This window comes from Amycolatopsis sp. Poz14 (genome assembly GCF_006704225.1).
GTDB lineage: Bacteria > Actinomycetota > Actinomycetes > Mycobacteriales > Pseudonocardiaceae > Amycolatopsis > Amycolatopsis nivea.
This window is the reverse complement of record NZ_JACLHD010000001.1, coordinates 3,592,315-3,610,448: the sequence shown is the minus strand read 5'-3', so window position 1 is coordinate 3,610,448 and position 18,134 is coordinate 3,592,315. Positions and strand designations below refer to the sequence as shown.

The window sequence follows — 18,134 nt, the reverse complement described above, 5'->3', positions numbered from 1 at the left end:
GCCTCAGCCCGCGTCCGTCACCGTCCCCGTGACGTCCACGTCCGGGCCGGATTCCTTCGGCTCGCCCGTCACCTGCAGCAGCACGTGCTTCGCCGGGTCCGCCCCGTCGTGCCGCACAGTCGGGATCGTCAGCTCACCGCTCGTCTTCCCCGCCGGGATCTGCACCACCGCCGTCAATCCGGTCTCCGACAACGGCTGCTTCTTCGCCGGATCGAGGCCGTGCTCGATCAGCCACTCCGGATCGACGTCCGAGGTCATCAGTTCCGGCCCGGTCTTCGGCGCCTTCACCTGCCCGAGCACGCTGACGTCCGAATCGGCCACTGTGGACAGCCGGACCGGCCACGTCAGCGCACTGCCCTCCACCGCGGACACCTCGGACTGCCCGACGCTGATCTTCGGAGCCGGGTCGTCGTTCTCGACGTTCAGCGAGCCCTCCGCCGACCCGATCACTGTGCCGCGGGTGGCCTGCACCTCGGCCAGCATCCGGTACGGCCAGCTCCACCGGGTATTCCCGGCGACCGTCACGGGCAGGTCGAGCGTGTGCTGTCCCGGCGCGAGCGCGACCGCTTGATAGGTCCACTTCACCGACATCGGCGAGACCGTGTCTGCCCGGAAGACGCGCAGCGAGCCGCCGCCGTCGCCGGTCACGGTGACCGGGATCTGGTATGTCTTCGAGCCGGAATCGCCTTCCTTGACCGTCATCGAACCGAGGTCGATCCGGGTCAGCGGAGCCGGGTTCGGGTCGGGCAGGCCGGGACGCCAGGCGTACGCGTCCAGCAGCCACGCCTCGCCGCCCGCTGTCCGCGGCGTCAGCTCCAGGCTGGCGACCTCCAGGTGCGGCGGCAGCGGGACCCGGACTTCCTGGCCCCAGAACGATTTCGTGCGTTCGTTCCCGGCCAGTCCGGCCACTGTCACCGCGCCCAGTTTCGTGCGCTTGCCCCGCGTGTCGAAGACCGCGACGTCGAACGACTCGGCCGGGACGTTCTCCGGCGCGATGAGCCGCATCGCCAGCGCCCGCGCGCCGTTCGGCGAAACCGGTTGCGGCAGCTGGATTTTCGCCGGTACCCCGGCCGTCGCGGAGCGCACGTGCACGGCGGTCCGCGACGGATCGGGAGCGTCGTCCAGCCCGACGAAGTGCGGCGATTTGGACGCGCCGGAGTCGACGAGGCACCGCCGGTCCGGGCCGACTTGCTGACAGACGTCGCCGCTCCCGGTGACCTTGGTCGACGAATCCGGGACCAGCACCGGGGTCCGCGCGCCGCCGAGAGCGTGCGACAGCACATGCGCCGGATCGGCGGACGGCGCGCGCACGCCGGAACCGTCCAGCAGCGGCTCCATGCGCAGATCGTGCTTCTGGAACAGGTGCGCCGCAGCGGCGACATAGGTCGCGCCGACCGCTCGCTGCTGCGCGTCCGTCAGCCGCGCGGACATGCCGGGCGAGCAGTACAGATCCGGCTGCGGGGAAAAGAAATCGTCCTGCGCCGGGGCTACCGCGACACCAGGCGTCCATTCCGAGTTGAAGTAGTTGTGGTTGGCGCCCGAGATGTACAGCGCGCTGTGCAGAGCCGTGCCCTGGCTGACGCCGCGCGTACCGTCGACGTATTGCTGCCCCTGAAGACTCGAAACGTCGCCGTCGCAGGAAGGCAGGAAGGTGACCGACGGGACGTCCGGCACTGGGTTGAACCCGAACACGGTCGGCGCGATGAGCACGTCGCCGCGGATCTTCCACCGGACCGGCCCGGAGAACCCGGTGTCGCCCGGCGGCGGATACAGGCTGTCCATCGCCGCGCGGTTGACGCCCTCGCCGCCGCGGGAATGCCCCACCAGCAACACATTAGACAGATCCGCGGCCGGCGAATCCCGGACGATCTGCGGTGCGGTCGCCCGCGCGCTGCCGGACCAGTCCGCCCAGTGCGCCAGGTGCAGCCGGACCAGCGACGACCGGGCCTGCGCCCCGCCGTCCTGCGCCGCGTGGTCGAGCGCGTTGATCGCGTCGGCCGAAACGGACACTGTCACGAATCCCTGCGACGCCAGCAATTCCTGGGTCTGCAGGTAGCCGCGGTAGCTCGGGATCGGCAGCATCCCGGCCTTGCACGGCCAAGCCGTCGAGTAGTCGTCCGGATCGGCCGGGTGGTAACAGGGCTGGTGGCGGCCGTGCAGGAACACCACCAGCGGCCGGTTCCCCGGTGCGTGCCGGGGCGCGACGACCAGGCCCTGCATCTCGATCGGCCCGTCCAGCCCCGGCAGCCGCACCGGGTCGAGCGAGTACTCGCCCTTGATCGTCGAGAACTGCCCGGGTTTACCGGGATCCACCGCATTGGCGGGCAACTCCGGCAACGGCGCCGCGGCCGGTTGCTTCGCCGTCGCGCGAGGCGGATTGGTCAGCGAACGGCCGCCGACGCGCACCTCCAGCCCGCGCAGATCGCGGATCCCGCCGGCCGGCAGCGAAAACGTCCGCAGGTCGGCCCGCGGCTGGGCGCGGCCGAGCAGCTTGCCGCCGGACCAGAACTCCACCGCACCGTCGCCGAACAGCGGCTTCGGCGCGGTCCAGAGAAGCTGGCCGTCGGCGACGCGCCATTCGGGCGAAGCTGCCGGACTCGCCGCTGCCGACGGCGCCAAGGTGACTGCCAAGACGGCGGCTGCCGCGATGGGGACAAATTTACGCAGAAGGACCTTCACTGGGTACTCCCTCCCCGATGATCTTTCCTTTCTACCGGGAAAGCAGCCCGCCGTGCCAGAACGGCGACGAGGGTCCTGTGCACTCAACACCGACGACCCGCGCACCGTCCGGACCTGGAATCCTTGCTGCGCCAAGCGTTCAAGCCCACGTAGCTGTCTCAGCCCATTCCTCGAAGCTGGTCAGCGGAATCCCGAGTTCCCGCGCGAACTCGGGCCGCGCCGGTTGCCCGAGCGCGTTCAGCATCGCGTGGGAGAAGCCCATCGGCGGCATCCCCGCGGCGAGCGCCTCCTCGACGGTCATGTCCGGCACCGACAACGGCACGCCCAGCACCCGGGACAGGATCGGCGCGATCTCGGCCATCGACCGGTAGTCGCTCGCCAGTTCCAGTTCGACCCGGTGGAACCGCTCCGGTTCCGCGATCGCCGCCGCGGCCGCCCGGCCGATGTCCCGCGTCGCGGCCAGCGACAACCGGGTCTCCGGACGCAGGATCGTCACCAGCCCGCCCTCGATGCCGCGCGGGAAGACGTACTGCGTGGACGGCAGGAAGTTCTCCATGAAGAACCCCGGCTTGAGCAACGTCCACCGCGGGAATTCCGCCGCCCGGAGCCGATCCTGGATCGCCGCCTTCGCCTCCATCGCCGGCGCCAGGAACGCCCAGCGCTCGTCGGCCAGTTCCGGCGATCCCGCGCCGCTCACCGAGGCGTGCACGAACTGCGGCACGCCCGCGGCTTTCGCCGCCTCGAGGAGATTCACCGCCTGGGTCACCTCCCCGGCGAAATCCGGCTCGGCCCCGCTCATGTCCGGCATCTGCACGCTGAACACCGCCCGCACGCCCTTCACCGCCCGGGCCAGCTCGTCCCGATCGAGCAAATCCCCGACGACGAGCTCCGCGCCCGCCGCCTCGACCGCCTTCGCCCGGTCCGCCGCCGGATCCCGGACCAGCGCCCGGACGGGAACTCCCGCCGCCAGCAGCTCGCGCGCCGTCGCGCCGCCCTGCCGTCCCGTCGCGCCGACGACCAGTACCGGTGCTGCCTCACTCATGATTCTCCCTGGGAACGCTAAGTGGCGGGGCCCGCCGTTTCGTGTCCGCTACGATACGGCGGGGCCCGCCACTTAGCAAACCCGGAGGTCACGCCATGCCCGGCCAGCAGCGCGCGGACGCGCGGCGCAACTACGCGCGGATTCTCGAGGTGGCCGAGGCGGAGGTCGCCGCACACGGGGCGAACGCGTCGCTGGAGCAGATCGCGCGCACTGCCGGGGTCGGCTCCGCCACCGTGCGACGGCACTTCCCCACCCGCCATGCCCTGCTGGAAGCCGTTTCGCAGGAACGGATCGCGCTACTGGCCGCGCGCGCCCAAGAACTGGCTGGGGAAGCCGACAGCCGCCGAGCGCTCCTGGAATGGCTGGACGACGTGGTCAGCTACTGCGTGACCGCGCGCGGCCTCGCCGCCGCCCTCGCGTACGACGTGCCGGATCCGACGCACGGAAACTCCTGCTCGATGACACTGGAGGAGTCCGCGGCGCCGCTAGTGGCCCGCGCCGCTCGCGACGGGGCTGTCTCGCCGGAGGTGACGGTCGGCGACCTGATCGCGCTGATCGTCGGCATCACGCTCACGACCGAACGCCATCCGGAACCGGCCGCCGAAGCCAGCCGGCTGTTCCGGATCGCGGTGGCCGGAATCAGCCCGCAGCCGGGTCGAGGCTGACGGCAAGCCGCTCCGCGACCGAGCGCGGCTCGCGGCCGAGAAGCTCCGGCAGCAGGGTGCCGGGCTCGGCGAAATAGCCAGCGCGGGAGGCCTGGTACCAGGTCAGCATCAGCCGGGCCAGCTGTTCCGGGACGCCGAGCGCGACCTGGTCGGCAACCCACTGTTGGTCTTCCACGACAACACGTTTGACGCTACGACCGGTGAGCCGCGAAGCGATCCCGGCGAAGTCGTCGAAGGTGACCGCGGCCGGAGCGGCGAGCGTGACAGGGCCGTCGATGACGCGGGTGCCAGCGAGGACGACCGCAGTGGCCTCGGCGATGTCGGCACGGTCGGTGTACGGGACAGGCCCGTCTTCCGGTTGCGCGATTTCCCCGGTCCGCTGCCACGGACCGAGCACCTGGTCAAGCGGGCCGTAGGCACCGTTGCGCAGTGCGGTCCAGGCGACTCCGGAGTCGGTCAGTATCGCTTCGGTGGCGATGTGGATGTCGGACGGCCCGTACGGGTTTCCGGGGACGGCTCCGTGCTGGCTCGTGTAGACGATCCGCCGGACCCCGGCCGCCACAGCCGCGTCGACGACGCCTCGGTGCAGGCTGACCATGTCGGCGGCCGGGTCGTTGCCCGACACCAGAAGGACCTGCCCAGCACCGGCGAACGCGTCGCGCAGCGCGGCCGGGTCCTCGTACGAACCCTGCCGCACGCGCACACCGCGGTCGGCGAAGTGCTGCGCCTTCGCGGGATCCCGGACGCTGACGCCGATCTCGTCGGCGGGTACGCGCTTGAGGAGGTGTTCGACGGTGGTGCCGCCCAACCCGCCGGTAGCGCCGGTGACAACGATCATTTCTGCCCCTAGGTCTAAGTTGACCCCACTGGTCAACTTCTCCTCTCCCGACTTTAGGTAAGCTGACCAAGCGAGTCAACTTACGCCGCGAGGCGACAGCGAGAGGGAGGGCGAAGTGCCTTCGGAGTCCGGGCTGCGCGCCGACGCGAGGCGCAATTCCGAGCAGATCCGCGCCGCCGCGATCGGCGCCTTCCAAGGCCGCGGCCTCACGGTCCCGCTGGAGGAGGTCGCGCGAGCGGCGGGGGTCAGCAAGGCCACGATCTTCAACCGGTTCGGCGGCCGGATCGGGCTCATCGAGGCGGTGATCGAAGAGGTCGTCGCGACGGAACTGTTCTCCGTCATCGACCGCACGCGGGCCATCGGCGACGCCGGCGAGCAGATCGCCTACTACCTCACCGAGCTGCGCGACCTCCAGTACCGCCAGCCCGCCGTCAACGACGTCCTGTTGCAGATCTACCCGCACTCGCCGCAGCTCATGGAGATCTGCCGGGTCGGAAGCGAGGCGAACGAAGAACTGGTCGCGGCGGCGCGGGCCGCGGGCGTGGTGCGGCCGGAGTTCACCGCGGGCGACCTCCACGCGCTCGTCGTCGACAACGCCCTCGCCCTCAAACACGGCGAACGGCCTGCCCGAGACGCCTACGACCGGCGCACCGCTTACCTGCTGGACGGAATCCGCCGGTAACTAGGGCCGCCCCGCCACCGCGTCCACCCCGGCGAGCAGCAGCTCCAGCCCGAACTGGAACCGCTCCTCGAAATCGAGCATCGACTCCACCGGCCCCGCCTCCAGGTGCAGGTACTTCCGCGCCCCCAGCACGCCCTTCAGCACCTCGACCTCGTCGCCGGTCGCGCCCTGCTCCTCGAGCGTTTCGCCGAGCACGAAGCAGAAAACCGCGCTCGTCGCCCAGATCGCGTGCTTGCGCGGCAGCCCGGACGCCAGCAGGCCGCCGAGCAGACTGTCCACAAAGGTCAGATTGCTGCGCTTCGCCGCGTAGTTCCCGCCGACGATCCGCGCCCCGTCCCGATGCGCGAGCAGCGCCGTGCGCAATCCGGCGGCCATGCTCCGCACGCGGCTCTTCCAGTCGCCGTCGCCGGCGGGCAGCTTCGCGACCGCGCCGGCGAGGATCGCCTCGGCCATCTCGTCGATCAGCGCGTCCTTGCCGTCGAACAGGCGGTAGATCGCGGGCAAGTGCAGCCCCATCCGGTCGGCCAGCTGGCGCATGGTGAGCGCCTCCAGCCCGCCCGCGTCGACCAGGTCCAGCGCCTCGGCCACCGCCCGCTCGGCGCGCGTCGCGGCGATTCCCGCCCGTTTCGTGTCGGTTGACATGTTAACGATGTTACCAATACTCTCGGCGAGGCGCGGAGTAACAACGTTAACAAAGGGAGGGAAGCCGATGACCTCGAACGCCGGAACCGCCGGGCAGCTGGACGTCTTCGTCCGGCAGCTGCGCTGGGAAGCCGACGGCGTCGTCTCGCTGGACCTGGCGGCCGTCACCGGGAAACCGCTGCCGAGCTGGGAACCCGGCGCGCACATCGACCTCATGCTGCCGAACGGCGTCGAACGGCAGTACTCGCTCTGCGGTCCGCCCGGCGAACGCGCGTACTACCGGATCGGCGTCCGCCGGGAACGCGCGAGCCGCGGCGGATCGGAATACGTGCACGCGTTTCTCCGCCCCGGCCAGCGCGTCGCGATCAAGGGCCCGCGGAACAATTTCGGCTTCCACGCCGCCCAGTCGTACGTCTTCGTGGCGGGTGGCATCGGCATCACCCCGATCCTGCCGATGGTCCGCACCGCGGCGGCCAAGGGCGCCGACTGGCAGCTGTACTTCGGCGGCCGCACCAGCACGTCGATGCCGTTCCTCGACGAACTCCGCGGCTACGGCGAGCGCGTGCACTGCCATCCGTCGGACACCATCGGCCGGATTTCGTTGTCCGCGCTGGAAAAGCCCGTCGAGGCCGGGGCGAAGGTCTACGCCTGCGGACCTGCTTCCCTGCTGTCCGATTTGGACACCGCGGCGGAGAACTGGCCTGCCGAAGCACTGCGCCTGGAACGCTTCAAAGCCCCGCAGGCTCTTCCCGCGGACAACAAGCCGATCGAGGTCGAATGCGCGGCCTCGAAGAAGACCGTGTCCGTCGCCGCCGACGAAAGCATTGTCAGCGCACTGGAAAAGGCCGGCATCCGCCCGGTGACCTCGTGCCGGTCCGGCATCTGCGGCTCGTGCGAGACCAAGGTGCTCGACGGCGTCCCCGACCACCGCGACGGCATCCTTTCCCCGAGCGAACAAGCGGCAGGCGACCGGATGTTCGTCTGCGTTTCCCGCGCCCGCACCCCACGCCTCGTCCTCGACCTGTGACGGGAGAGCCCATGACCACCGCAGCCGACGCGTACAGCCCGATCACGATGGCGCGCATCCGGGAGATCATCGGTTTCCCGGACCAGTTCATCGCCGAGAAAAAGGAACCGCAGCTCGGCGAATTCGCCATGCGGTTCATCGCGCACAGCCCATTCTTCTGCGCCGCCACCTTCGGCGCGGACGGCCTGATGGACGTCAGCCCGAAAGGCGACCCGCCCGGTTCGGTGCGGGTTCTCGACCCGTGGACGCTCGCCATCCCCGACCGGCCCGGCAACAAACTCGCCGACACCTTCGAGAACGTCACCGCCACCTCGTCGATCGGGCTCGTGTTCTTCGTGCCCGGCCTGCGCGAGGTGATCCGCGTCAACGGCGACGCCTTCGTCACCGACGACCCGGAACTGCTGAGCATGCTCAGCGCGGACAACAAACCCGCGGTCCTCGCGACGGTCGTCCGCGTGCGCGAAGTGTTCGGTCAGTGCGGAAAAGCCGTCATCCGGGCGAAACTGTGGGAGGGCGACACCCGCGGACTCGCCGAGGCGGCGACCCTCGGCGGCGATTTCTACACCCTCTCCATCGCCGAACAGGCGCAGAAAATCAACAACAGCCTCGGCGACCTCGTGAACGGCGCCCTGTACGACGTGGTCGACGAAAACTACCGGACCGAGCTGTTCTAGAAACTCCGTTGCTCCCACCGCGAAGCGCTGCCTAGTATCCGTTTTGTGCGATCCCGACCGGCCTTTCCCACCGACGACACCATCACCCGCGCACTCGCCGAACAGTGGCAGCCCGTCTCCGAGATCGCTTACCTGCCTTGGGGTTTCGGCGCGCACCACTGGCGCGCCGACTCCCTGTTCGTCACGCTGGACCAGCTCGAACCCCGGCACACCGCAGCGTCGCTGGAAAGCACCTACGCGAGCGCCGCCGAACTGGCCGCCGCCGGACTGGAGTTCGTCTGCGCCCCGGTGCCGACGCGGTCCGGCCGCTTCACCGTCGACACCGGAGCCGGCGCGCTCAGCGTCACTCCAATGCTGGACGGCCGCAGCCCCGCGGAAGACGAGGTCGACAAACCGGCAATCCTCGCCGCGCTCGACGCCCTGCACCGCACCCCGCCGCCCGTCGGACTGCACGAGTGGGCACCAAAGGTCGGCCCCGGCTTCGCCGACGAACTGCGCGCCCGCACGGCCGAACCCTGGACGTCCGGCCCGCTGGCCGAAGAAGCCCGCACCGCCCTCGCGTCCCGCGGCGACGCGATCAAACGCTGGAACGACCGCTACCTCGAACTGGCCGCTTTAGCCGCCTCCCAGCGCGACTCCTGGGTCCCGACCCACGGCGAACCCCACCACGGCAACCAGGTCGCCACGCCCGACGGCCTGCGCCTGGTCGACTGGGAAACCCTCGCCGTCGCCCCGCGCGAACGCGACTACGCCGACCTGCCCGGCACCCCGGGTCTGGACCCGGAAATGCTGGAACTGTTCGCCCTCGACTGGCGGCTCTCCGAACTGCGCGAGTACGCGGACTGGTTTTCCGCGCCGCACACCGGGAACGAGGACGACGTCATCGCGTGGGAAGGGTTGCGCGAGGAACTGGGCCTCGCCTGACCGAGATCCCGGCAGCTGTTCTCCTTGGCAGTCACGGCGTTTCGGGTGATGAGGCCGACCGCTCTGCCGACGGTATTGCGCAGTGCCAGCCCGTGCCGAGTCCGCGGAACGAGCAGCGCGGCGACAAGGTTGACGCACCGATGCTTCGGGTCCACCTGCCGCCGGTGTTTCGCCTCGTAGACCTGAAAAGCCCGGGCGTGGTCGCCGGGATGCGCGGCGAGCGCTTCGGCCAGCGTCTGTGCACCGGTGACGGTCGTAGCCGGGCACCCGCCCGCCGCGGAAGGTGAACGTCGCGAGCGGATTTCCCCTGGACGGATGGACGGTGAGCATCCGGCTGGGCGCGGTCGACCTGCTGACCGCGGAGCGCCGCGGCGGCCGCCCTGATCACCGGACGCGGACAACGAGATCCGGCTGCCGGAACCCTCCGGCGTCGACCCAGCGTCCGCCGTCGAGGCGACCGGTGGCGGCCACCCGGTCGAGCTGGCCGGGCGAGCAAAACCTGCGGCCGTCCCCGCCCCCGACGATCTCCCCGGTGTCCGCGAACAGGTGGATCTGCCGCGTGAGCGTCCATTCGCAGCGCACGACCGGCCGACGCAAGACAGCTTCGAACCAGTTCGCCGCCCGCGTCGCCAGTTCTTCCGGCTCGCCGGTCGCGGCGAACGCCAGCTTGGTCGGCTCGTCCGGCAGAGTGAACAACTGGCTGTGCACCTCGTCGCCGCGCAGGGTCCGGCCGTCCAGATGCACCCCGAGCGTCATGAGCACGCAGTGCGCGACCGGATCGGACAGGTCCAGGGAAGCGATCAGCGGAAGGTCCGCGTCGGGCGGATCCACTCGGCTGTCGAGCGGGCTCGCGCGCCAATGAGCCGCGCGAATCCGCAGCGCCTCGACAAAGCGGCGCTCAGTCTCGCCGAGCTCGCCGTCGTATTCGAACCATTCGTCCGCCACATCCGGAAGCATGCCAGCGCAACGACTAGGTATCCAGCAATTCCGGCACGAAAATCTCCTCCACCTTCATCAGCCTCTTCGACAATCCCTGTTCGAAGTGCCACCGCAGGAAAGCCTCCACCGACCGCCGGTTCTTCTCAATTCCGTACGGCCACCAATCCTCCCCGAACAACCGGCGGTTCTCGTCGTACAACGCACTGAACCACGGCACCATCCCGGCATCGCCCATGTGATTGAAAATGCGCCCCCGCCGGTAATCCGCCATCGCGACTTCCTTCGCGTCGACAAACCCCCGATACAGCCGCTCCGCCAGACCCGGATTCTCCGCCAGCAGATCCCGCCGGACGACCACCGCATGCATGATCGGCCGGATTCCGGTCCGCCGGTAATATTCGCGTTCCACCCGCACGTAATCCGGGAACAACTGCGCCACCTCCGGCGAATCCTCCCGGATGCCGCGCGGCGGATCCGCGGTAATGAACGCGTCGATCTCCCCGCTCTCCAGCATCGGCCCGAGCGCTTTCCCCGCCGGAGCCTGCCGCACCTCCACTTCCGCGGGATGCAGTCGCGGAACGAAATCGAACCACTCCATCGGCCAGTCGAATCCGCCGATCACCCACCGGCTCTGTTCCGGCCGCACGCCGTACTCGTCGGACAGCATGCCTTTCGCGACGACGCCCGCGTCGTGCCCGTACGTCGCGAACTCGCCGATCGTCTTGCCGATCAAATCGCGCGGCTCCCGGATGCCGCTGCGCGCGTTGACGTAGATCGCCGAATGCCGGAACTGCCGGTTCGGGAACACCGGCAGCGCAACGAACGGCGGATCCGGCAGGTCCAGGGTGCGCAGATAGAACGTGAGCCCCAGTTCGGCGACAGCGAACTCCCTGCCCCGCACCATCCGCTCGAACAGGTCCGAGACGATGTCGGCAGTGTGCAGGGTCGCGTCGACGCCCTCGAAGCGGACCCGGCCGTCGAACAGCGGGCGGGTGTTGTCGTAGCGGTACAGGCCGAAGTCCAGCCGCAGGTCAGTCATGACGTGCTCCTCTCCGTCCGGTCTCATACTAAACGCGTTTACTATCTTCGGGCAACCGCTACGATGCCTCCCGATGGACAAGGACGCGCTCGCCGAACTCTTCGCCACCGCCTCGCTCGGCGCCCCCGAGAACGCGGTGGGATTCGTCATGTGGCGCGTCGTGCACCGCTACGTCCGCGAGGTCGACCAGGCCCTCGCCCCGCTCGACCTGACGCACCTGCAGTTCCAGACGCTCGCGCTCGCCGGCTGGCTCAACCGCACCGGCGGCCCGGTGACCCAGTCCGGGCTCGCGACGTCCGGCGACATCCACCCGATGCAGGTGTCGCAGATCCTGAAGACGCTGGAGCGCAAGGGATTCGTCGCCCGCGCGCGCAGCGCCGAGGACGTCCGCGCCAAACGCGTCGAGGTCACCGACTCCGGCGGAGCCGCCCTGCGCGCCGCGATGCCGCTCGTGATCGAGGTGCAGCACCGGATCTTCGGCGACGAGGGGCTGCCCGGCGGAAGCCTGCTGAACACCTTGCTGCGCCTGGACAATTCCTGACCGAGGCCCTTGCCGGGCTGCTACGGTGGAAGCGCACCTGTCTCGAGGAGGGACGATGCCGGGAGCTTTCACCGACCGCAAAGCACAAGAACGCTACTTCGCCGTCTACGCGCGAGTCCTGCGGGAATGGCCGGTCCCGTCCGAGGAACTGGAGATCCCGACGAAGTTCGGCCCCACGCGCGTCCGGCGCAGCGGTCCCGGGCACGGCACGCCGATCGTGCTGCTGCACGGCATCATGGGCTCGTCCCTGTCCTGGTACCCGCACCTCGCCGAACTGGCCGCCCGTCATCCGGTCTACGCCGTCGATTCGATCGGCGAACCGGGTCACTCGGTCGAGACCGTCTCAGTCAGCACCGACGACGACCTCGCCGCATGGCTTTCCGAGGTCCTCGCCGCGCTCGGCCACGAGAAGGTTTGCCTGGCCGGGGTTTCGCGCGGCGGGTACCTGGCGCTGAACCTCGCGACCCGTTCCGCCGACCGGATCGCGGGCGTCATCGGCCTGGAACCGGCCGGCTTCGCGGAGATCAGCGTCCCGAAATTCCTCCTGTGGAGTTTCCGGGAGATCTTCCGCTGGCTGCTGCCCGCCGCGATCCAGCGCCGGATCGTCGCCGGCGATCCGACGGTGCGGCGCACCTTGCGGCCCCTGCTGTTCGCCAGCCTGAAATACAAGGCGCACCTGCCGCCGCAGCACGTCTTCACCGACGACGAACTCCGCGCGATCGAAGTCCCCGTCCGCCTGGTCCTCGGCGAACGCAGCCATATCCACCGCGCGTCCGAAGTCGCCGCCCGGGTCGCGAAGCTGAATCCCCGCATCAGCACGGAAATCGTGCCGGGAACCACGCACGCGCTAACGCTTCAGCAGCCCGACCTCATCACCACGCACGTTCTCGACTTCGCCGAAACCGACCCGGCCTGACGTCAAACCTGCCGCGCCGTCGCCATCGCCCGCTCCGTCTCCCAGAACGCCCGCATCGAAACGACCAACCCGTCCTCGTTCACCCGATACACGAACACCCCGTCGGTGTCGACGCGATAGCCACCAGGCAAGTACGTCGTGATCGTGCCGACGTTCGCGACCTCCGAACCCGCCGCGTGCGAATCGCGGATCACGAACTCGAACTTCTCGACGTTCCCGATCGTCTTGTCCCAGAACGCGGAAAGACCGTCGCGGCCGTGGTGGCCCTTGCCCTCCTCGTCGAACATCGACGGGCCGACCGGGTCCTCGACGACCGCGTCCGGGGCGAACAGCGCGAGCCAGCCGTCCTTGTCCCCCGCGGTCGCCGCCGTCATCGACTTGAACGCCGCTTCCCGCGCGGGCGGCTGCTTCGCCGCGGGGTCCCAGCAGACCTCGACTCCCATGTCACTCCTCGATTTTCGCGATGATCTCGTCGCCGAACTTGCGGATCGCGTCGACCTTCGGGCCGAGGTCCGCGTCGAATCCGTGGCCCTCGAACACCCACGGCATGGTGATCGCGTCGGTGACGCCCGCCTCGGCCTGTTCGCGGAACCCGTCGAGCCCGAACCGGTCGACGCACACCGCCTGGAACTCGAACGGGTCGTCGGCGCGCCCGCGCTCGGCGAGCAGGCCCTTGAGCTTGCCGATGGTGTCGCGCAGCTGGTCGAGCGTCATCATCGCGGACGACCAGCCGTCCGCCACGCGCGCGGCCCGGCGCAGCGCGACGTCGGTGTGCCCGCCGATGTAGAACGGCACGCGCGACGGCGGCGCCGGGCTCATCTTGAGCTTGTCGAAGTCGAAGAACTCGCCGTGGAATTCGACCATGTCGCCGCTGAGGATCAGCCGCAGCACCTCGATGGCCTCGTCGAACCGTTTGCCGCGCCGCTGATACGGCGCGCCGCACCATTCGAATTCCTCCGGCGACCAGCCGATCCCCAGCCCGAGGCCGAACCGCCCGCCGGTCAGCGCGGCGACCGAGTTGACCTGCCGGGCGAGCAGCACCGGATTGCGCGAGCCGAGTTTCAGCACCGACGTGTAGAACCGGATCCGCTCGGTCACCGCGCCCATCGAGGCGGTCGCGACCAGCGGATCCGCCCAGGGCGTGTTCTCGTCCCAGAACCGGCTGCCGTCGGGCGTGTAGGGATAGTCGGCGGACACTTTCTCGGAGTAGAAGAGCGAATCGGGCAGCACGATCGAGGAGAACCCGGCCTCCTCGGCGGCGCGGGCCAGCCCGGTCAGCTGGTCGAGCGGGCTCATCGCGATCGACAAGGAGAACTTCATGCCGCGGACTATAACGTGTTCTAGTTTTGTCGGCCACCGCCCGATCGGCGGCGCCGCCGGGAACTCTCCGCGCACGGTCCGCGTTGTCCGTTTCAGAGACGGCTGCCCGGCCGTCGCGTCAGATCGAGACACGGAGTGACCCATGGGCACCGCGATCCTCCTGATCGTGCTGGTCGTCGTCATCGTCGGAGGCGGGTTGTACCTGGCCAGGAAGCAGGCCGCGGCCAAGCAGAGCCAGCTCGAGGACGCCAAGGCCGACGCGCGCCGCCTCGTCGAACGCCTCGGCGGCCAGGTCCTCAACATCACCGGCACCGACACCGCCTCCCAGCAGGCGATGGCCGACGCGAGCGAGCGCTACAACGCCGCCGGTTCGCAGCTGGAGCAGGCCAAGACGGTCGAACAGGCCCGGCTGGTGAAGGAAACCGCCGTCGAAGGCCTGTACTACGTGCGCGCCGCGCGCGTGGCGATGGGCATGGACCCCGGCCCGGCGCTGCCGGACGAGGCCGAACGCGAACGCGCGGGCAAGGTCACCGAACACCGCGAGGTGGACGTCGAGGGCCAGCGCTACGCCGCCTCGCCCGACCCCGGCCAGGACACGCCGTACTACTACCCCGGCGGCCGCGTCGCGGGACGCCCGGTGCCGCAAGGCTGGTACAGCGAGCCGTGGTGGAAGCCCGCGCTCGTGGCGGGCGCGTGGGGCCTCGGCTCGATGTTCCTGTTCAGCGCCATGTTCTCCGGCATGAGCGGCATCGCCAGCGCGTCGGCCTGGGAATCCGGCTACGACGCGGGCCAGGCGGACGCCCTGGACGCCGGCGGCATGGACGGAGCGGACGGCGGCTTCGACGGCGGAGGCTTCGACGGCGGAGGCTTCGACGGAAGCCAGGACTTCGGCGGAGGTTTCGACGGAGGCGGCTTCGACGGCGGCGGGTTTGACGGCGGAGGCTTCGACTTCTGACCGGTGACTCCGGTGAAAGGCCCCGTGGCAGACGTGCCGCGGGGCCTTTGTCGTTCCCGCAGGAGGAAACTGGCCGGATGCCCGACAGCGAACGGAAGAAGCAGTCGAACCTGCACCGGACCACGGTGGACGCCGTGGCGGCCTACCTCGCCGACGAGGACGCGGATACCTACAACCTCACCGACGCCGCCGTCCGCCAGGACGCGTTGCGAGCGGCGCTGTATCTGGTCGCACTGGCTGCGAGAGCGGTCACCGCCCTCGCAGAGGCGACCGGCCGCACACCGCAGGAAGCCCTGCGCTCGATCGAGCGTTGACGAACACTAAGCGGGCAGAAACACGAGAGCTGCTCTCGCTTCGAACCGCCGAACTCACGCAGGCTGACAGGTCGGACACCAATAAAGATTCCGCGCCGCCAATTCCTTCTGCGCCACCGGCGTCCCGCAAATCAAACACGGCATCCCGGCCCGCCGGTACACGTAAACCTCGCCCCCGTGCCGATCCTCGCGGGGAGCGCGTCCCATCGCCGCGGGCAAATGCTCGGGCGCGACCGTGTCGATCCGGCCGACCCGGACCCCGGCGCGCATCAGCGTCACCAGGTCCGCCCACATGTCGTCCCACAGCGCGCGATCCAGCGACCGGCCCGGGATCATCGGCGAAATCCCGTGCCGGAACAGCACTTCCGCGCGATAAACATTCCCGACCCCGGCCAGCACCGCCTGATCCATCAGCAACGCGGCGATCGTCGTCCGTGAGCGCGAAATCCGTTCCCACGCCCGATCCGGCTTCGCGTCGCGGCGCAGCGGGTCCGGGCCGAGGCGGGCCTTGATCGCGTCGACCTGCGCCGGATCCAGCAGTTCGCACCGGGTCGGGCCGCGCAGATCGGTCCAGTGGGTGCGGCCGGCGAGCCGCATCCGCACCTGGCCGACCGGCTCGGTCTCCGGCAGCGGCGCTTCGCCGAAGGTGCCGTACAGACCTAAGTGGACATGGACTGTCCCCGCCGGACCGTAGTCGTGGAACAGATGTTTCCCGTACGCCTCAGCGGAAACGAGCACCTGCCCGTCGAGTTTCTCCGCCTCCGCGGCGAACCGGCCCTGCGGACTGCTGACCGCGACCGGTCCGCCTGCGTAGCGGCGTTTGTGGAGACGGGCCAGCCGATGGAGCGTGTGCCCCTCGGGCATCAGGCCTCCGGCAGGGCGGGCGGGGTGCCGGTGCGCTCGTAGTCGAGCAGCTGCTGCACGCGCCGCGCGTGGCGTTCGGCCGGGTCCACCGGCGTGGCCAGGAACGCCTCGACGATCTCGGTCGCCTGCTCCTCGGTGTGCATCCGGGCGCCGACGCCCAGCACCTGGGCGTGGTTGTGCTGGCGGGTCAGCTGCGCGGTTTCGACGCTCCAGCCGAGCCCGGCGCGGATGCCCGGCACCTTGTTCGCGGCGATCTGCTCGCCGTTGCCGGACCCGCCGATGACGATCCCGAGGCTGCCCTCGTCGGCGGCCACGCGGCGCGCGGTTTCGACGCAGAACGCCGGGTAGTCGTCGGCCGCGTCGTAGACGAACGGACCGATGTCGGTCACCTCGTGCCCCTGTTCGCCGAGGTGGCGGACAAGGTGGTTCTTCAGCTCGAAACCGGCATGGTCGGATCCCAAGTAGACACGCACAGCGGGAGTGTGCCATCTCGCCGCCGACCCGGCATGCTCCGGGGGTGGACATCGCAGCGCAGCACGGCACGGACGTGCGACTCGAATGGGGCGGCGAAGGCGTCGAAATCCTCGGCCCGGAATGCGCCGTGCTGATCGTCGTCGACGTGCTTTCCTTCAGCACCACAACGGATCTCGTCGTCGGCCGCGGCGGCCGCGTGCTTCCGGTGCAGTGGCGCGACGAACGCGGGATCGCCGAGGCGCGCGGAGCGGGAGCGGTGGTCGCGGGCGAAGAGGAATGGACGCTCCGGCCGTCTTCTGTGACGGAGATCCCGTCCGGCACGCTGCTCGCCCTCCCCTCCCCCAATGGTGCGACGCTCTGCGCGGCCGCGGCGAAAACCGGCGCGCACGTATTGGCCGGTTGCCTGCGGAATGCGTCGGCGACCGCGGCGAAAGCCAGGGAAATCGCCGACGGACGGCCGATCGGCGTCATTCCCGCCGGGGAACGCTGGGGCGTTGACATGTTCGGAGAAGGCGCGGAATTCGGTCCGCTGCGGCCGTGCGTCGAGGACCAGCTGGGCGCGGGTGCGATCGTCAGCGCGCTGCCCGGCTCGTGGTCCGCCGAAGCCGCGCTCGCCGCGGCTGCCTACGCGGCCACCGATGTTCCGGCAGCGCTGCGCACCTGCACCTCCGGCCGGGAACTCGCCGCGACCGGCCACGGAAACGACGTCGTTCTCGCCGCGCAGCAGGACGTCAGCGCTAGCGTGGCGAGGCTGTCGCGCGGAATCCTGGAGGGGCAATGAGCTGGACCGAGGTGGCCGACCGGGTTTTCGCCCGCCGGTACAACGAACTGGACCTCACGACCGGCTTGGTGCTCGGCCAGGAGAAGTGCCTGGTGATCGACACCCGCGGCGACGTCGACCAGGGCGCCGAATTCGCCGCCGCGGTCCGCGAGCTGACCGAACTGCCGTGGTCGGTCGTCTACACGCACGCGCATTTCGACCACGCCTTCGGCACCACGCCGTTCCTGCCCTGCGACGTCTGGGCCCACCCCGGCTGTCTGCAGGCCATGCTGAAAAACGGCGAAGCTGACAAGCAAACCTGGGCCGCGCACTACCGCAACGAAGGCAAGCCGGAGATCGCCGACGCCATCGAACGAACCGGACTCATGCCGCCGGACCGTCTGGTACCCGACCGCGCCGAACTCGACCTCGGCGGCCGCACCGTCACGCTCGTGCACCCCGGCGTCGCGCACACTGACCACGACCTGCTGGTGCACGTGCCGGACGTGGATGTCGTCTTCGCCGGAGACGTCGTGGAACACGGCCCGCACGGCTTCACCGCGTACTCGTTCGGCCCGGACGATCAACTCGACGCGTGGGCCGCGGCAATGGACGCGCTGCTCGCGCTCGAACCGCGCGTCGTCGTGCCCGGCCACGGCGACCCGGTGGACGAAGCGTTCGTCCGGACGCATCGCGACGGGTTGCTGCGGCTGCACGAGCTGAAGACCGCCAAGACGCCGATCGAGGAAGCGGTGAAAACCTCGCCGTATCCCGAAGACGTCACCAGGGCCGCGCTGGGGTGCTGATCGCGGAAGAAACGCGACCAGCACCCGCGAACG

General features: G+C 69.7%; 21 protein-coding genes. 11 read left to right on the top strand and 10 right to left on the bottom strand.

What is annotated here, in order from left to right; translation table 11 throughout:
* Positions 1 to 3: 3 nt before the first annotated feature.
* Entirely contained in the window at positions 4 to 2,631 is a 2,628-nt protein-coding gene (locus FKO37_RS17360) for a hypothetical protein (RefSeq protein WP_238605067.1), read from the bottom strand.
* A 187-nt stretch (positions 2,632 to 2,818) separates the two neighbouring features.
* Entirely contained in the window at positions 2,819 to 3,721 is a 903-nt protein-coding gene (locus FKO37_RS17355) for an NmrA/HSCARG family protein (RefSeq protein ID WP_238605066.1), read from the bottom strand.
* Between the two features lie 95 nt (positions 3,722 to 3,816).
* On the opposite strand from FKO37_RS17355, the gene FKO37_RS17350 reads away from it, so the two are divergent.
* Positions 3,817 to 4,386 (top strand): TetR/AcrR family transcriptional regulator, encoded by a 570-nt coding sequence (locus tag FKO37_RS17350; protein ID WP_037814012.1) that lies wholly within the window; start codon positions 3,817 to 3,819, stop codon positions 4,384 to 4,386.
* Here FKO37_RS17350 and FKO37_RS17345 read toward each other — a convergent pair.
* Positions 4,361 to 5,224, bottom strand: coding sequence for an NAD(P)H-binding protein (locus FKO37_RS17345; RefSeq protein WP_238605064.1), 864 nt, complete (start codon positions 5,222 to 5,224; stop codon positions 4,361 to 4,363). The two genes, FKO37_RS17350 and FKO37_RS17345, sit on opposite strands and share 26 nt — an antisense overlap.
* Before the next feature lie 115 nt (positions 5,225 to 5,339).
* On the opposite strand from FKO37_RS17345, the gene FKO37_RS17340 reads away from it, so the two are divergent.
* Entirely contained in the window at positions 5,340 to 5,906 is a 567-nt protein-coding gene (locus tag FKO37_RS17340; protein WP_037814016.1) for a TetR/AcrR family transcriptional regulator, read from the top strand.
* On the opposite strand, the gene FKO37_RS17335 is transcribed toward FKO37_RS17340, so the two are convergent.
* Positions 5,907 to 6,548: a TetR/AcrR family transcriptional regulator C-terminal domain-containing protein gene (locus tag FKO37_RS17335; protein WP_238605063.1), complete on the bottom strand. Its 642-nt coding sequence runs from the start codon at positions 6,546 to 6,548 to the stop codon at positions 5,907 to 5,909. It lies immediately after the preceding gene.
* 67 nt (positions 6,549 to 6,615) lie between these two features.
* On the opposite strand from FKO37_RS17335, the gene FKO37_RS17330 reads away from it, so the two are divergent.
* Genes FKO37_RS17330 through FKO37_RS17320 form a run of 3 tightly spaced genes read left to right on the top strand, consistent with a single transcriptional unit; the run spans position 6,616 to position 9,173 of the window.
* Complete coding sequence (locus FKO37_RS17330; protein ID WP_238605062.1) at positions 6,616 to 7,575, top strand: PDR/VanB family oxidoreductase; 960 nt, start codon at positions 6,616 to 6,618, stop codon at positions 7,573 to 7,575.
* 11 nt (positions 7,576 to 7,586) lie between these two features.
* Positions 7,587 to 8,249: an MSMEG_1061 family FMN-dependent PPOX-type flavoprotein gene (locus tag FKO37_RS17325; RefSeq protein ID WP_238605061.1), complete on the top strand. Its 663-nt coding sequence runs from the start codon at positions 7,587 to 7,589 to the stop codon at positions 8,247 to 8,249.
* Positions 8,250 to 8,294: 45 nt separating this feature from the next.
* The gene (locus FKO37_RS17320) at positions 8,295 to 9,173 is read left to right on the top strand and encodes a phosphotransferase family protein (RefSeq protein WP_238605060.1); all 879 of its coding nucleotides are present in this window, start codon (positions 8,295 to 8,297) and stop codon (positions 9,171 to 9,173) included.
* 384 nt (positions 9,174 to 9,557) lie between these two features.
* Here FKO37_RS17320 and FKO37_RS17315 read toward each other — a convergent pair whose 3' ends face one another.
* Together FKO37_RS17315 and FKO37_RS17310 are read right to left on the bottom strand one after the other, a co-directional pair.
* Positions 9,558 to 10,118, bottom strand: a complete 561-nt coding sequence (locus FKO37_RS17315; RefSeq protein WP_238605058.1) for a hypothetical protein — start codon at positions 10,116 to 10,118, stop codon at positions 9,558 to 9,560.
* A 25-nt stretch (positions 10,119 to 10,143) separates the two neighbouring features.
* Positions 10,144 to 11,151, bottom strand: a complete 1,008-nt coding sequence (locus tag FKO37_RS17310; RefSeq protein WP_238605056.1) for a 4,5-dihydroxyphthalate decarboxylase — start codon at positions 11,149 to 11,151, stop codon at positions 10,144 to 10,146.
* A gap of 73 nt (positions 11,152 to 11,224) precedes the next feature.
* Between FKO37_RS17310 and FKO37_RS17305 the strand changes: the two genes are divergently transcribed.
* Positions 11,225 to 11,692 (top strand): MarR family winged helix-turn-helix transcriptional regulator, encoded by a 468-nt coding sequence (locus FKO37_RS17305; RefSeq protein WP_037814027.1) that lies wholly within the window; start codon positions 11,225 to 11,227, stop codon positions 11,690 to 11,692.
* Positions 11,693 to 11,747: 55 nt separating this feature from the next.
* Entirely contained in the window at positions 11,748 to 12,608 is an 861-nt protein-coding gene (locus tag FKO37_RS17300; RefSeq protein WP_238605054.1) for an alpha/beta fold hydrolase, read from the top strand.
* A gap of 2 nt (positions 12,609 to 12,610) precedes the next feature.
* Here FKO37_RS17300 and FKO37_RS17295 read toward each other — a convergent pair whose 3' ends face one another.
* Both FKO37_RS17295 and FKO37_RS17290 read right to left on the bottom strand, forming a co-directional pair.
* Positions 12,611 to 13,051: a nuclear transport factor 2 family protein gene (locus tag FKO37_RS17295; RefSeq protein ID WP_182894018.1), complete on the bottom strand. Its 441-nt coding sequence runs from the start codon at positions 13,049 to 13,051 to the stop codon at positions 12,611 to 12,613.
* A gap of 1 nt (position 13,052) precedes the next feature.
* Complete coding sequence (locus FKO37_RS17290) at positions 13,053 to 13,928, bottom strand: TIGR03619 family F420-dependent LLM class oxidoreductase (RefSeq protein WP_037814036.1); 876 nt, start codon at positions 13,926 to 13,928, stop codon at positions 13,053 to 13,055.
* A 142-nt stretch (positions 13,929 to 14,070) separates the two neighbouring features.
* Between FKO37_RS17290 and FKO37_RS17285 the strand changes: the two genes are divergently transcribed.
* Both FKO37_RS17285 and FKO37_RS17280 read left to right on the top strand, forming a co-directional pair.
* Positions 14,071 to 14,883: a hypothetical protein gene (locus tag FKO37_RS17285; RefSeq protein ID WP_037814038.1), complete on the top strand. Its 813-nt coding sequence runs from the start codon at positions 14,071 to 14,073 to the stop codon at positions 14,881 to 14,883.
* Positions 14,884 to 14,960: 77 nt separating this feature from the next.
* Positions 14,961 to 15,197 (top strand): hypothetical protein, encoded by a 237-nt coding sequence (locus FKO37_RS17280; RefSeq protein WP_051729013.1) that lies wholly within the window; start codon positions 14,961 to 14,963, stop codon positions 15,195 to 15,197.
* A 54-nt stretch (positions 15,198 to 15,251) separates the two neighbouring features.
* On the opposite strand, the gene FKO37_RS17275 is transcribed toward FKO37_RS17280, so the two are convergent.
* Together FKO37_RS17275 and FKO37_RS17270 are read right to left on the bottom strand one after the other, a co-directional pair.
* The gene (locus FKO37_RS17275) at positions 15,252 to 16,061 is read right to left on the bottom strand and encodes an Fpg/Nei family DNA glycosylase (RefSeq protein ID WP_134663128.1); all 810 of its coding nucleotides are present in this window, start codon (positions 16,059 to 16,061) and stop codon (positions 15,252 to 15,254) included.
* The gene (locus FKO37_RS17270) at positions 16,061 to 16,534 is read right to left on the bottom strand and encodes a ribose-5-phosphate isomerase (protein WP_134663129.1); all 474 of its coding nucleotides are present in this window, start codon (positions 16,532 to 16,534) and stop codon (positions 16,061 to 16,063) included. Before FKO37_RS17270 ends, FKO37_RS17275 begins: the two co-directional genes overlap by 1 nt.
* 44 nt (positions 16,535 to 16,578) lie before the next feature.
* Here FKO37_RS17270 and FKO37_RS17265 point away from each other — a divergent pair, with 44 nt between their 5' ends.
* Positions 16,579 to 17,316: a 2-phosphosulfolactate phosphatase gene (locus FKO37_RS17265; protein WP_238605052.1), complete on the top strand. Its 738-nt coding sequence runs from the start codon at positions 16,579 to 16,581 to the stop codon at positions 17,314 to 17,316.
* Positions 17,313 to 18,101: an MBL fold metallo-hydrolase gene (locus FKO37_RS17260; protein ID WP_238605050.1), complete on the top strand. Its 789-nt coding sequence runs from the start codon at positions 17,313 to 17,315 to the stop codon at positions 18,099 to 18,101. The genes FKO37_RS17265 and FKO37_RS17260 overlap by 4 nt, the downstream gene beginning before the upstream one ends.
* Positions 18,102 to 18,134: the final 33 nt, after the last annotated feature.

What these genes read in the sequence shown, in the direction of transcription:
- FKO37_RS17335 (WP_238605063.1), bottom strand. Translation starts at nt 6,548, where the DNA reads ATGTCAACCGACACGAAACGGGCGGGAATCGCCGCGACGCGCGCCGAG.
- FKO37_RS17260 (WP_238605050.1), top strand. Translation starts at nt 17,313, where the DNA reads ATGAGCTGGACCGAGGTGGCCGACCGGGTTTTCGCCCGCCGGTACAAC.
- FKO37_RS17325 (WP_238605061.1), top strand. Translation starts at nt 7,587, where the DNA reads ATGACCACCGCAGCCGACGCGTACAGCCCGATCACGATGGCGCGCATC.
- FKO37_RS17305 (WP_037814027.1), top strand. Translation starts at nt 11,225, where the DNA reads ATGGACAAGGACGCGCTCGCCGAACTCTTCGCCACCGCCTCGCTCGGC.
- FKO37_RS17275 (WP_134663128.1), bottom strand. Translation starts at nt 16,061, where the DNA reads ATGCCCGAGGGGCACACGCTCCATCGGCTGGCCCGTCTCCACAAACGC.
- FKO37_RS17285 (WP_037814038.1), top strand. Translation starts at nt 14,071, where the DNA reads ATGGGCACCGCGATCCTCCTGATCGTGCTGGTCGTCGTCATCGTCGGA.
- FKO37_RS17295 (WP_182894018.1), bottom strand. Translation starts at nt 13,051, where the DNA reads ATGGGAGTCGAGGTCTGCTGGGACCCCGCGGCGAAGCAGCCGCCCGCG.
- FKO37_RS17345 (WP_238605064.1), bottom strand. Translation starts at nt 5,224, where the DNA reads ATGATCGTTGTCACCGGCGCTACCGGCGGGTTGGGCGGCACCACCGTC.
- FKO37_RS17330 (WP_238605062.1), top strand. Translation starts at nt 6,616, where the DNA reads ATGACCTCGAACGCCGGAACCGCCGGGCAGCTGGACGTCTTCGTCCGG.
- FKO37_RS17355 (WP_238605066.1), bottom strand. Translation starts at nt 3,721, where the DNA reads ATGAGTGAGGCAGCACCGGTACTGGTCGTCGGCGCGACGGGACGGCAG.
- FKO37_RS17280 (WP_051729013.1), top strand. Translation starts at nt 14,961, where the DNA reads ATGCCCGACAGCGAACGGAAGAAGCAGTCGAACCTGCACCGGACCACG.
- FKO37_RS17350 (WP_037814012.1), top strand. Translation starts at nt 3,817, where the DNA reads ATGCCCGGCCAGCAGCGCGCGGACGCGCGGCGCAACTACGCGCGGATT.
- FKO37_RS17290 (WP_037814036.1), bottom strand. Translation starts at nt 13,928, where the DNA reads ATGAAGTTCTCCTTGTCGATCGCGATGAGCCCGCTCGACCAGCTGACC.
- FKO37_RS17310 (WP_238605056.1), bottom strand. Translation starts at nt 11,151, where the DNA reads ATGACTGACCTGCGGCTGGACTTCGGCCTGTACCGCTACGACAACACC.
- FKO37_RS17300 (WP_238605054.1), top strand. Translation starts at nt 11,748, where the DNA reads ATGCCGGGAGCTTTCACCGACCGCAAAGCACAAGAACGCTACTTCGCC.